Raw genomic sequence first — 12,539 nt, 5'->3', positions numbered from 1 at the left:
GGACGGCTCCAGTTGTCAGATTGGCGCACGCGCTAGGGCGATGGCTCTCCGAACGCAAGCGGGCAGCGCCCCAAACCGGGGACTAGGCGGCGTCCCTGCGCCAGCCGAAAACGCGCTCGGCCATCAGCCATGCGCTCAGGCCCCCGATGATCTGCGCGGCGAAGAAGTGCGGCGCATTGGCAGGGGCAATACCAGCGAAGGTATCCGAAAAGGCGCGCGCCATAGTCACCGCCGGGTTGGCGAAAGACGTCGAGGCGGTGAACCAGTAGCCCGCCACGATCACCAGCGCGACGCTCACGGGCACCGCTTCGGGTCTTGCGCGCACAGTGCCAAGAATGGTCAATACCAGCGCATAGGTCGCAACCGCTTCGGACAGCCATTGGGCAGGGCCAGTGCGGATATGCGCTGACAATTGCAGGATCGGCAGCTCGAACATCGCATGGGCCAGCCACGTTCCGGCGACTCCTCCGGCAAACTGCGCCAGCGTGTAGGCCGCCAATTGGCTCACCCCCAGTTCGCGGCGCATGGTGAACACCAGGCTCACCACCGGATTGAAATGCGCGCCCGATACGGGGCCGAAGATCGTGATCAGCACATAGAGGATCGCGCCCGTGGCGATTGTGTTGGCAAGCAGCGCAAGGGCAACGTTTCCGCCTGCCAGGTTCTCGACCATTATTCCCGATCCGACCACGGTCGCCACGAGTATGGACGTGCCGAGCGCTTCGGCCGCCAATCGGTGTGCGGTTGCGTTCGCCATGTGGACCTTTTCCCCGTTTGCTCGGCCCCACCTTGACCGATGTTGCGGCGCTATCCGCGGATTTTGGCCGGTGCAAGGCGCTAGATCAGACCTTTTGTCCGCAGCGATGTATGCCCCTCGCGCCCGATTATGACGTGATCGTGGACAGTGACGCCGAGCAGCCGTCCGGCCTCGGCTATCCGCTGGGTGATCTGGATGTCGGCGCGGCTGGGTTCGGGCGATCCGGAGGGGTGGTTGTGGACGAGAATCATCGCGCTCGCGCCAACGTCCATCGCCCGGCGGATCACCTCGCGAGGGTGGATCGCTGCCTCGTCGATCGATCCATCACCAAGGTGGTGATCCTCGATCAGGCGGTTCTTGGTGTCGAGATAGAGGATACGGACGCGTTCGACCGTGAGGTGTGCCATGTCAGTGGTAAGGTAGTCGATCAGCGCCTGCCAACTGCTGAGCACCGGTTTCTTGCTGATCTCCCCGCGCGTCATCCGGCGCGAGGCAATGGCGACGGCCTTAAGTGCCGCAGCGCTGGTCTCGCCCACGCCCTTGACCCGCTGGAGCGCCTTGGGATCGGCGTTGAGCACGCCTGCAAGGCTGCCGAATTGCGCAATGAGGGCTTTTGCCAGCGGCTTGGTATCGCCCTGCTTGATCGCCGCGAACAGCAGGTATTCGAGCACTTCGTAATCGGCCAGCGCCTCTGCGCCGCCGGTTAGCAGTCTCACGCGTAGACGCGCGCGATGACCCGCGCCCGCCGTCTTTCCGGCATCGGATCGGTTCGGCGTGTCGGCTCCAAAATCGAAACCGTCTTCAGCTTCGGGCAATGCGACCCCTTCGAAAACCGTTGTTCCTCAAGCCTCATTGCCTTTGCGCGATGATGCGCGCAAGGGTTGGACGCAATGCCGGTGGCAGACGAGCAGCAGATGGAGAGGCCGCAAGACGGCGGCAAGCGGCGGTTCTGGCCGCGTCGCTGGCGTACCCGAATCGCAACCGGCGCGGCAGTCGCTGCACTCGTCGCGGGCAGCGTGACGTGGATGAGCCGCGAGCGTATCGCGGGCGACGTGATCGACGATTATCTCGACCGCAACGGTGTTCCGGCCACTTACGATATCGTCGCCATCGGCCCGCGCGAGCAGGTGATTGAAAACCTCGTGGTCGGCGATCCGGCGCGGCCTGACCTGACGGTGCGGCGTATGGTGGTCGCGCTTGGCGTAGGCTGGGCGGGGCCAGAACTGCGGCGCGTGACGGTGGAGGGCGCGCGCGCTTTCGGCAGCTATCGTGGAGGGCGTTTCAGCCTCGGCGCACTCGATCCTCTGATTTTCACCGATAGCGCCGAGCCTCCCGCACTTCCTGCCATTGATCTGATAATCCGCGACGGGCGAGCACTTGTCGAAAGCGAATTTGGCGCCGTCGGACTCGCGCTCGAAGGGGCTGGGCGGCTCGACGATGGCTTTGACGGCACGCTAGCTGCCACCGCGCCGGGGGTCGGGGTCGACAGCTGCCGCGTCGAGCGCGCGACACTTTATGGCAAACTCACGACCAAGGACGGTGCCGCGCGGCTCGACGGGCCGCTGCGGATCGGAAATCTGGCCTGTGGAACTGCGCGGCTGGCCACGGCCGCTACCGGCACCGAGTTAACTCTGGCGCGCGATTTCTCGGGCGCTGATGGCGCCTTCCGGGTCGGTGGGCAGAAGTTGCGCTTTGGCGAGACCATCGCTGCCAAGGTTGCAGGTAGCGCCGGACTGACGTGGCGCGATGAGGGCTTGGTGCTGGCGCACGATCTGTCTCTCTCCGATATCGCCGCGCCGCAGGGGCGTATCGCCCGGATCGAAGCGGAGGGCGCGTGGCGCGGGGCGCTGACGGCGGAGCGCGGACAATGGGACGGGCAACTGCGCGCGCGTGGTCTCGCTCCAGCGGACGACCTTGCCGCGAGTCTCGTCAAAGCCGAACGCGGGCTGGAGGGTACGCTGCTAGCCCCGCTCCTGTCACAGGCGCGAGGCAACTTCACCCGCGCGCTAACCGGCGCGGACGTCACCGCCAATGGGATCATCCGCCACAAGGGAAGCGAGGTGGCGCTGATCATTCCCGAGGCGAATGTTATGAGCCGCGGGGGACAGCGGGTGCTGGCGCTTTCGCAGGTCAGCGGCTCGCTCGGTGCTGCAGGCATCACTGGCCTTAGAGGTAATGTCATCGCGGGTGGGGCGGGCGTGCCGCAGATCAATGGCCGGATGGAACAGGAGCCAGGTGGCGCCTGGGCTCTGCGACTGGCGATGGCCGAATACTCCGCCGGTGGGAACCGCATGGCGATTCCGCGCCTCTCGCTGCGGCAGTTACCGGGCGGGGGCATCCGGTTCGACGGGGTGGCAACCGCCAGCGGGGAGATTCCGGGCGGCAGAGTCAATAATCTCGCCATACCGGTCGAAGGCGCGTGGTCCAATGCGCGCGGGCTGTTGGCGGGCACGCGGTGCCTGCCGCTGAGCCTTTCCAGTCTGGAATTGGGTGGGCTAGCGCTACGCCGTCAGAACATCACGCTGTGCCCCGAAGGCAATGGCGCAATGGTGCGATATCGCGATGGCCTGACGCTTGCCGCGCGTTCCGGAGCGCTGCGGCTTGTTGGCACGTTGGGCGAAAGTCCGGCGACGATTGCCGCCGATTCCCTGCGGCTGCGCTATCCCGCGCCTTTCGCCGTCGATGGTCTGACAGCGCGCATCGGTGCCGAGGGGAGCGAGGCACGCCTGTTTGCCGCCAGTCTCACCGGGAGTTTCCAGGACGGGCTCTCCGGTGCTTTTGAGGGAGGCACGGCGCAGTTGGACGCGGTTCCGCTGGTTCTTGGCGATATCGCCGGGCGCTGGAGCTTTGCCGAGGGTGCGCTGCAGATCGGCGAGACGGCTTTCGTGCTGAGCGATCGCCCGGCGGCGGGAGGTGCAGCGCGTTTCCGTCCGCTGGCAGCACGGGGGGCAAACCTCACTTTGGCCAACAATGCCATTACCGCCGATGCCATCTTGCGCCATCCAGGTTCCGGCCGAGCGGTTGCTGATGTTAGGATTCGTCACGATCTCGACGGCGCGGTCGGGCAAGCGCATTTTTCCGTTCCCGATCTCGCCTTCGATGAGCAATTGCAACCCGAAGACCTGTCCTATCTCGCCAAGGGCGTGATCGCCTTTGCCGATGGGGCGGTGACCGGATCGGGACAGATTGACTGGCGCGGCGATGCGGTGACGAGCAGCGGCAGATTCCGCTCCAATGGCCTCGATTTCGCTGCCGCCTTTGGTCCTGTGCGCGGACTGGCGGGCGAGGTTGTCTTCACCGACCTCCTGAACCTCACCACCGCGCCCGATCAGATCGTGCGTATCGCTGCGATCAACCCCGGCATCGAAGTGACCGACGGCACCGTTCGTTTCGAGGTCAGCGAGGGGAGGTTCCTCAGTCTTGAGGATGCGCGTTTCCCGTTCATGGGAGGAACGCTCGATATGCGTCCGCTGGTGATGGATTTCTCCCAGCCTGAAGAGCGCCACTACGTGTTCGAAATAACGGGTCTCGATGCTGCAACATTCGTCACACAGATGGAATTGACCAATCTCAGCGCCACCGGAGTGTTCGACGGCACGGTGCCGATCGTGTTCGACAAGGACGGCAATGGCCGGATCGAAGGCGGACTGCTGCTCAGCCGTGCGGGCGGCGGCAATGTCGCCTATATCGGCGAGCTGACCTACGAGGACCTCGGTACCATGGGCAATTATGCCTTCGAGGCGCTGCGTTCACTCGATTACCGGCAGATGAGCGTTGGCCTCAGCGGTGATCTGGCCGGAGAGATTATCACCAATTTCGATTTCGACGGCGTGCGGCAGGGCGCAGGCACTAGCCAGAACTTCGTCACCCGCCGCCTCGCCAAGTTGCCGATCCGGTTCAAGGTCAATGTGCGGTCGGAAAATTTCTACGAGTTGGCCACGATGGTTCGCTCGTTCTGGGATGCCGATTACCTCGGCAATCCGGTCGACAAAGGGCTGCTTAAGGCGGAAAATGGCCGGTTCGTGCCGGTGCGTCGCAATCCTCCCCCCGACCAATCCGTTCAACCTCCTGAAAGCGAAAGCCAGCCATGAAGCACCATGAATTGACCGCGCCAAGCGGCGCTGCCACACCGCCCGGCATAAACGGGGAAAGGGCAGCGGCAATGGGGCGGCACACCAAGGACTGGCGCCGGGCCATGATGGCAGGGGCGGTGATCCTTTCGGCAGGACTGGGCGGCTGCATCAATATTGCTGCCCCGGAAAAACCGATCGTGATCGAGCTCAACATCAACATCCGGCAGGAAGTGATTTACCGGCTCGCGGAAGACGCGGCCAACACGATTGACGAGAACGCGGATATTTTCTGACGGTCTACCGGCTCGCTACGTGAGGCCCGACCGATCCCGTTTCCCTGAGGAGGAATAATGATGCGCAGTTCAGCTTTTGCCGCGATCGCCGCACTGGCGGTGTTCGGTCTGGGTGCAGGAGCGGCCATGGCCCAGCGCGATCCCGCCTACGCCGCCGCGCGCGAGGCGGGAAAAGTGGGCGAACAGCCCGACGGCTATCTTGGTATCGTGGGCGGCTCTGACCCGGTGTTGCAGCGCTTGGTCGACGACATCAATATCAAGCGTCGTGCAGTCTATGCTGAAAAGGCCAAGGAAAACAACGCGACGCTTGAGGCTTACGCCCTGACCGCCGGATGCCAGGCAATCGCCCGCACGGTGCCCGGCGAAAAATATCGCGCGCCCGATGGCAGTTGGCAGACCCGAACCAGCGCGGCTCCGATCCGCGACGCGCGCTGTCCTTAATTGTCTTGCGTTGTGCTCAAAGCGAGGCGATCAGGCGGATCACTCTTCGCAGTTGCACAAACAAGCACCCCACGATGTTGACACCCATCTAGCCCCCTTCTATGGGGGCGGCGCCCTCGGCGGGCACCTCGACGCGCGTGTCCTGTCGTTCCTTGGAAGGAGCATGGCATGAGCGACGAGAAACCCGCCCGAGACTCCATACCTGAGGATGCGCGGATCGACGCGCTCGAACGACGGCTAAAAGCTGCGACCGAGCGGGAAGAACAGCGCAGCCGGCCAAAGGTGCACGGTGTCGATGCGAATTATCGCACTGGCAACCGGGTGCTGGCGGATCTCCTCGGAGGGATTCTCGGTGGTGCTGTTGTTGGTTGGGCGATTGATGCTCTTGCCGGCACCACGCCGTGGGGACTGTTGGTTGGCCTGTTCCTCGGGATCGGAGTCGCCTTCAGAAACGTTTTTCGTGCGGCGAACACACGCCCCGAGGACCTTGATTAGGTCCGCCATCGGGGCGCGTTTCTTATAGGTATCAGGGATCAAGCGATCGTGGCAGCCGAACAGGGCAAAGTCGATCCGATGCACCAGTTCACCATCGAGCCGATGTTCGGCTCGGCGAACTGGGAAGTGGCGGGTTACAACATCGCGTTCACCAACTCCGCGCTGTGGATGGCAATCACGGTTGTGGTACTGTGGGTGTTCGTCGCTGGCGGTATGAAGCGGGAGCTTGTCCCCGGTCGCTGGCAGATGGCGGTGGAAAGCTTCACCGGCTTCATCGACGACATGCTGGAAGCCAACGTCGGCAAGGCGGGGCGCAAGTATGTGCCTTACATCTTCAGCATCTTCATGTTCATTCTGTTCGCCAACTTGCTGGGCCTCATGCCCTTTGGTCTTGTCGGCGTTCATCCGTTCACCTTCACCAGCCACTTCACGGTCACCGGCGCATTGGCGATCCTGACCTTCTCGATCGTGCTGGCTGTCGGGTTCTGGAAGCACGGCCTCCATTTCTTCAGCCTGTTTGTGCCCCACGGCACGCCGCTGGTCATGATCCCGCTAATCTTCCTGATCGAGCTGGTGAGCTTCCTTGTCCGTCCCTTCAGCCTTGGTCTGCGACTGTTTGTTGCGATGATGGCCGGACACGTTCTGCTGGAAGTGCTGTCGAGCTTCGTGATCGGCGGCTGGAACGCCGGGGCACATTTTGGTCTGCTGGTCGGCATCCCGAGCTTCCTTCTGATGGTCGCCATTTGCGCGCTCGAAATTCTGGTGGCCGGTATTCAGGCCTACGTCTTTGCTCTCCTTGCGTCGCTGTACATCAACGATGCCGAGAACCTTCACTGAGTTTTTCAACTTTCCCTTTCAATTCTTTATTTCCCAAAGGAGTTTTAAAAATGGATCCTGAAGCAGCCAAGCTCGTCGGCGCAGGCCTCGCAGCGATCGGTGCCGGCATGGCGGCGATCGGCGTGGGTAACGTGTTCGGTTCGTTCCTCGAAAGCGCTCTGCGCAATCCGGGTGCTGCAGACGGCCAGCAGGGCCGTCTGTTCATCGGCTTCGCCGCAGCCGAACTTCTCGGCCTGCTGGCGTTCGTCGTCGCGATGATCCTGATCTTCGTCGCCTAACACCTGCTTCACCGGGGCCGCGGCAAGACCGTCCGGCCCCGGTGACCTCATCAATTCGTCATCGGCGGACCCAGCGCGCATGCCTCAGATAGCCCAGCTTGCCGAAACTTATTCCAGCCAGATCTTCTGGCTGCTGATCTTTTTCGGCATTACCTTCTTCGTTATCGGACGGGGTATGGTGCCCCAGGTGATGGGCACGGTCGCGTTACGTGACCAGCAGATCGCCGGTGATCTCGCTGCGGCTAAGGCCGCGCGCGATGCAGCCGATGCGCAGGAAGCAGCGTGGCGCAAGGCCGAGAACGACAACCGTTCGCAAGCCCAGGCAATCATTGCCAAGGCCAAGGCTAAGGCTGCTGACAAATCTGCCAAGACGCTCGCCAAGGCGCAGGACAAGCTTGATGCCAAGCTTGCTGCGGCCGAGGCTGACATTGCCGCTGCCCGCAGCAGCGCGATGACCGAAATCGAAAATGTCGCTGCCGATGCGACCCGCGACATCGTTGCCAAGCTGGCCGGGACCGCTGTTGATGCGGCCGCAGCGAGCAAGGCAGTGAAGGAGGCTCTTGCCCATGGCTGATACGCCCCAAGCCCACACCAGCGCCGAAGTAGGGGCCACGCACAGCGAGCCTGAGCTGCTCGGCCTCGTGCCGTTCCAGTGGGTCTCGCTCGCGATGGCGGTGCTTCTGTTGATCGCATTCGTTGGTGCCAAGGTTCACAAGACGATCGCTGCCGGGCTTGATGCACGGATCGCGGAGATCCGCCAGCAGCTGGAAGAGGCCAAGGCCCTGCGCGCCGAGGCCGAGGCCCTTCGCGACGAATATGCCGCCAAGATCGCCAGCGCCGAAGCCGATGCTGGCCGATTGATGGAAAGCGCCACCGAGGAAGCTGACGCTATTCTCGCCAAGGCTGAAGCCGACAGCGCAGAGATGGTAAAGCGCCGTCAGCGAATGGCGGAAGAGAAGATCGCTGCTGCTGAACGTGCGGCCATCGCCGACGTCAAGGCACGCGCTGTGACCGCCGCTGCCGTCGCGTCGCGTAAGTTGATTGCCGAGCGCCATGACCAGAAGGCCGACAAGACGCTCGCCGACGAGGTAATTGCCTCGCTCTAATCACTACATTTTTCCGGTTACGGAGAGGGGGGCGGTCCAACGAGGCCGCCCTTTTTTTGCGCGCTACGCGCCGGGTAGGAACACCACCTTACCCACGAGTTCTCGTTGGGCCATCGCCTCGAAACCCTCGCGCCATTGCGACAGGGGCAAGGTGCGGTCGATCGCGGGATTGATGCGCCCTGCTTCAGCCAGTTCCCTGGTCACGGCATTGATCGCCGTTCCGCGCTCGGGAAAGCGGCGGGCATATTCACCGGCGCGCAGGCCGATGATGCTGAAACCCTTGATCAGCGGTATGTTGGTGGAGACTTCGGCTATCCTGCCTGAGGTGAAGCCCACCACCGCCAGCTTGCCGCCAAAGGCGACGCAGCGGGTCGATTCGTCAAACACATCGCCGCCCACAGGATCGAATACGATATCGGCCAGATGGCCACCGGTCAGCTTCTCCACCGCCTCGCGGAAGCGACCTTCGGCGAGCAGCACCGCGTCAGGCTGGGCGAGGGTGGCGATCCGCTCGCGCTTGTCGGGGCTTCCGGTCGTGGCAATCACCTTGGCCCCCAGCGCCCGGGCTAGATCACAGGCGGCAAGACCCACGCCGCCGCTCGCGCCGTGCACCAGCACCCATTGGCCCGGTTTCAGATCGCCCAACTCGACAAGCCCGGTATAGGCCGTCAAATAGGCCGCGCCCATCGCGGCGGCGGCATTGAAATCCATGCCCTCCGGTACCGGCGAAAGCTTGTCCGCCGGCACGCAGACAAGTTCGGCAAAGGCACCGGTCTTGTTGCCGCCCATCACCCGGTCGCCGATCGCGAACCCGCTGGCTGGATCGGCGTCGAGCACTTCACCTGCGAACTCCAGACCGCTAGTGAAGGGCACCTGCGGTTTGAACTGGTATTCACCGCGGGTCATCAGCAGGTCGGGATAGTTGAGCGAAGCCGCCCGGACCTTGACCAGGACTTCGCCAGGCGCGCGGTTTGGAAGCGGCAGGTCGACCAGCGCCAAGCCAGACAAGTCTCCAGTCAGGCGTTCGACCCGAAGGGCCTGCATGATGCTAGAAATTGTCCTTGGCCGTCCGCAATGCCGCAAAGGTTTCGTGTGGAGCGGCACCGCCCCAACGCGCCATCATCGCCGGATCATCGGCGCGCAGGAAGGGGTTGGTGGCCAGCTCTCGCTCAAGCATGGTCGGCACGGTCCATTCGTCACGCGCGCGTTTGGCCCCGATTTCCTCGGCATAGGCCTTCAGCGCGGTATTGTCGGGGTCGGCATGGAGCGCAAAGCGTGCGTTCGATGCGGTGTATTCGTGCGCGCAATAGAGCAGGGTTTGGGCGGGCAGAGCCTTGATCCTGGAAAGACTTGACCAGAACTGCTTGGGTTCGCCTTCGAACATCCGCCCGCAGCCGAGCGCGAAGACGCTGTCGCCGACAAAGGCAATGCCTGATGCTGGCAGATGGAAGGCGATGTGCCCGTTGGTGTGGCCCGAGACATCGATCACTTGGGCCTGTGCATCGCCCAGCATAACCACGTCGCCGTGGCCGACGATGCGGTCGATCGGGAACTTGCCTTCAATCTCGGCCGGGCCAGTGATGGTGCAGCCGGTGGCGGCCTTGATCGCTTCGTTTCCGCCGGCGTGATCGGGGTGCCAATGCGTGTTCCAGATCTGGGTGATGCGCCAGCCCTTGAGCTCCGCCTGACGGAGGTACTCGGTGCCATCGGGGGTGTCGATCGCCGCAGTTTCGTGGCTGTCGGTGTCGTGGACGAGGTAGCCGTAGTTGTCGCTAAGGCAGGGGAATTGGTGAACGTGGATCATGCTGCGGACCTTACGCCGCTTGGCCCCAAAGGAAAAGGCCCGCCTGCGCGAAGCAAGCGGGCCTTTCATCTATTGAGCGGCGCTCACCCAAAGCGGCGAGCGCTATGCCAATTCCTTATTCGCTGCCCTTCTTGAGCGCGGCGCCAAGGATGTCGCCGAGCGAAGCGCCCGAGTCCGACGAACCGAACTGAGCGACAGCTTCCTTTTCTTCGGCGATCTGACGCGCCTTGATCGAGAAGTTGGGCTTCTTCGAACGGTCGAAGCCGATCACCATCGCGTCGACCTTGCTGCCGACCTGGAAGCGGTCGGGGCGCTGTTCGTCGCGGTCGCGTCCGAGGTCCGAACGCTTGATGAAGCCGGTCGCACCATCTTCGCCGACCTGAACTTCGAGGCCGCCGTCGCGCACTTCGAGCACGGTGACGGTGACGGTCTGGTTCTTGCGGAGGCTGGAGCCGCTCGAGGCCGCTTCAGCCGAAGGCGCGCCCTTTTCGAGCTGCTTCATGCCGAGGCTGATGCGCTCCTTGTCGACGTCGACGTCGAGCACGACGGCCTTGACCATCTCGCCCTTGCGGTGGAGTGCCAGCGCGTCTTCGCCCGAGATGCCCCAGGCGATGTCCGACATGTGCACCATGCCGTCGACGTCGCCATCGAGGCCGACGAACAGACCGAATTCGGTCGCGTTCTTGACTTCGCCTTCGACGACCGAGCCAACCGGGTGCTTCTCGGCGAACTCGTCCCACGGATTGCGCTGGGCCTGCTTGAGGCCGAGGCTGATGCGACGCTTGTCGCTGTCGACTTCGAGCACCAGGACTTCGACTTCCTGCGAGGTCGAGACGATCTTGCCCGGGTGGACGTTCTTCTTGGTCCAGCTCATTTCCGAAACGTGCACGAGGCCTTCGATGCCCGGTTCGAGCTCGACGAACGCGCCGTATTCGGTGATGTTGGTGACCTGACCCGACAGCTTGGCGCCGACCGGATACTTGGCGGCCACGCCATCCCACGGATCGCTTTCAAGCTGCTTCATGCCGAGGCTGATGCGCTGCGTATCGGCATTGATGCGCACGATCTGCACGGTCACGGTATCGCCGATGGCGATCACTTCGCTCGGGTGGTTGACGCGCTTGTAGCTCATGTCGGTGACGTGCAGCAGGCCGTCGATGCCGCCGAGGTCGACGAAGGCACCGTAATCGGTGATGTTCTTGACCACGCCATCGATGATCTGGCCTTCGACCAGATCGTTGATCAGTTCGCTGCGCTGTTCGGCGCGGGTTTCTTCGAGGACGGCACGACGCGACACGACGATGTTGCCGCGACGACGATCCATCTTGAGGATCTGGAAGGGCTGCGGCACGTCCATCAACGGGGTGACATCGCGCACCGGGCGGATATCGACTTGCGAGCCGGGGAGGAACGCCACGGCGCCATCGAGGTCGACGGTGAAGCCGCCCTTGACGCGGCCGAAGATGCGGCCTTCGACGCGCTTGCCTTCGCCGAATTCGCTTTCCAGCTTGTCCCACGCAGCTTCGCGGCGGGCGCGGTCACGCGACAGCATGGCTTCGCCGTCGGCGTTTTCGACGCGGTCAACGAAGACTTCGACTTCGCCGCCAACGGTCAGGCCGTGGTCGTCTTCGCCGCGCGAGAATTCCTTGAGGGAGATGCGGCCTTCGCTCTTGAGGCCGACGTCGATCACGGCATAGCCGTTTTCGATCGCGGTGACGGTGCCCTTGACGACGCGGCCTTCGAAGCCGTCTTCGCCGGCGCCGCCGAGCTGTTCATTGAGGAGCGCCTCGAAATCGGCGCGGGTGGGCATTTGCGTTGCCATAGTGGATCTAAGTCCTGTTTCGTTGTGCTACCGGCCACCGGTTTTTCCGGGGTCTTTCTCCGCTTCCCAGGCACCATTGCCGGGGCTGGCGGGGCAAGAGGCAGACTTCTCCGTGCAGCCCCATGCTGGCGCGAAGGTTCCTTCAACCGATAAAGATTTCGAGAACGGGCGGGCGCCTAGGTGAAAGCGCAGTCGAAAGCAAGGAAAATGGGGGCGGCTGCTGTCTTAGTTGCCCTTGTAGAGCATCGCGACGTCGCAGCGTTCGTAGCGGGCGCCGTAGTCGGCCATGATTCCGGCATCATGGACGAAGCCGAGCTTTTCGTAGAGGTGGATCGCGGCCGCGCACTTGTGGTTGGTGAGAAGATAGAGCCTGGTCGCGCCCAGCTCCTTTGCGCGCCTGATCACGGCCTCCAGCAGAAATTCGCCTGCCTTCATTCCGCGCGCATTCTCGCACACGCCCATCTTGGTCAGTTCGAACGCTCCCGGGCCAGTGCGCTGCAAGGCGCAGGTTCCCACGATCCCGAGGCCGGGAGCCTCGACGAACAGGATGTCGCCACCCGGCACAATGATCTTCTCGCGCGGGTTTTCGAGCACCTCGCGGTCGGTGGGTTCGAGCCGGAACATGGACTCGAT

Annotated in this window: 14 protein-coding genes; 8 read left to right on the top strand and 6 right to left on the bottom strand. The window is 63.3% G+C overall.

Going from position 1 to position 12,539, the window contains the following annotated elements; genetic code table 11:
• Window positions 1-82: 82 nt before the first annotated feature.
• Together BG023_RS10830 and radC are read right to left on the bottom strand one after the other, a co-directional pair.
• A complete protein-coding gene (locus BG023_RS10830; RefSeq protein WP_069310466.1) occupies window positions 83-757 on the bottom strand; it encodes an aquaporin in 675 nt (224 codons plus the stop codon).
• A gap of 80 nt (window positions 758-837) precedes the next feature.
• On the bottom strand, window positions 838-1,572 hold the full coding sequence (gene radC, locus BG023_RS10825; RefSeq protein WP_069310465.1) for a RadC family protein: 735 nt from the start codon (window positions 1,570-1,572) through the stop codon (window positions 838-840).
• A gap of 81 nt (window positions 1,573-1,653) precedes the next feature.
• Between radC and BG023_RS10820 the strand changes: the two genes are divergently transcribed.
• The 8 genes from BG023_RS10820 (at window position 1,654) to BG023_RS10785 (ending at window position 8,280) form a co-directional block, all read left to right on the top strand.
• Entirely contained in the window at window positions 1,654-4,848 is a 3,195-nt protein-coding gene (locus BG023_RS10820; RefSeq protein ID WP_190315759.1) for an intermembrane phospholipid transport protein YdbH family protein, read from the top strand.
• On the top strand, window positions 4,845-5,123 hold the full coding sequence (locus tag BG023_RS15190; protein WP_335673835.1) for a YnbE family lipoprotein: 279 nt from the start codon (window positions 4,845-4,847) through the stop codon (window positions 5,121-5,123). Before BG023_RS10820 ends, BG023_RS15190 begins: the two co-directional genes overlap by 4 nt.
• 57 nt (window positions 5,124-5,180) lie before the next feature.
• Complete coding sequence (locus BG023_RS10810) at window positions 5,181-5,564, top strand: YdbL family protein (protein WP_069310463.1); 384 nt, start codon at window positions 5,181-5,183, stop codon at window positions 5,562-5,564.
• A gap of 168 nt (window positions 5,565-5,732) precedes the next feature.
• Window positions 5,733-6,059, top strand: a complete 327-nt coding sequence (locus BG023_RS14565; RefSeq protein WP_083234658.1) for an AtpZ/AtpI family protein — start codon at window positions 5,733-5,735, stop codon at window positions 6,057-6,059.
• 78 nt (window positions 6,060-6,137) lie between these two features.
• Entirely contained in the window at window positions 6,138-6,896 is a 759-nt protein-coding gene (locus BG023_RS10800) for a F0F1 ATP synthase subunit A (RefSeq protein WP_069311269.1), read from the top strand.
• Window positions 6,897-6,946: 50 nt separating this feature from the next.
• Window positions 6,947-7,174: a F0F1 ATP synthase subunit C gene (locus BG023_RS10795; RefSeq protein WP_069310461.1), complete on the top strand. Its 228-nt coding sequence runs from the start codon at window positions 6,947-6,949 to the stop codon at window positions 7,172-7,174.
• A 79-nt stretch (window positions 7,175-7,253) separates the two neighbouring features.
• A complete protein-coding gene (locus BG023_RS10790; RefSeq protein WP_069310460.1) occupies window positions 7,254-7,748 on the top strand; it encodes a F0F1 ATP synthase subunit B family protein in 495 nt (164 codons plus the stop codon).
• Window positions 7,741-8,280 carry a F0F1 ATP synthase subunit B family protein gene (locus BG023_RS10785; protein WP_069310459.1) on the top strand — a complete coding sequence of 180 codons (540 nt, stop codon included), beginning with the start codon at window positions 7,741-7,743 and terminating at the stop codon, window positions 8,278-8,280. Before BG023_RS10790 ends, BG023_RS10785 begins: the two co-directional genes overlap by 8 nt.
• Window positions 8,281-8,343: 63 nt before the next feature.
• On the opposite strand, the gene BG023_RS10780 is transcribed toward BG023_RS10785, so the two are convergent.
• The 4 genes from BG023_RS10780 to BG023_RS15090 all read right to left on the bottom strand — a co-directional run bounded on the left by BG023_RS10780 (window position 8,344) and on the right by BG023_RS15090 (window position 12,530).
• Window positions 8,344-9,324, bottom strand: coding sequence for an NADPH:quinone oxidoreductase family protein (locus BG023_RS10780; RefSeq protein ID WP_069310458.1), 981 nt, complete (start codon window positions 9,322-9,324; stop codon window positions 8,344-8,346).
• Window positions 9,325-9,328: 4 nt separating this feature from the next.
• A complete protein-coding gene (gene gloB, locus BG023_RS10775; RefSeq protein ID WP_069310457.1) occupies window positions 9,329-10,084 on the bottom strand; it encodes a hydroxyacylglutathione hydrolase in 756 nt (251 codons plus the stop codon).
• Between the two features lie 115 nt (window positions 10,085-10,199).
• Entirely contained in the window at window positions 10,200-11,906 is a 1,707-nt protein-coding gene (gene rpsA / locus BG023_RS10770) for a 30S ribosomal protein S1 (RefSeq protein WP_069310456.1), read from the bottom strand.
• Between the two features lie 225 nt (window positions 11,907-12,131).
• The gene (locus BG023_RS15090) at window positions 12,132-12,530 is read right to left on the bottom strand and encodes a GNAT family N-acetyltransferase (protein WP_233993104.1); all 399 of its coding nucleotides are present in this window, start codon (window positions 12,528-12,530) and stop codon (window positions 12,132-12,134) included.
• Between the last annotated feature and the right edge of the window lie 9 nt (window positions 12,531-12,539).

Source organism: Porphyrobacter sp. LM 6 (genome assembly GCF_001720465.1).
Lineage (GTDB): Bacteria > Pseudomonadota > Alphaproteobacteria > Sphingomonadales > Sphingomonadaceae > Erythrobacter.
Note: the sequence above shows the minus strand (reverse complement) of the source record. Positions and strands in the feature narration are given on the sequence as shown.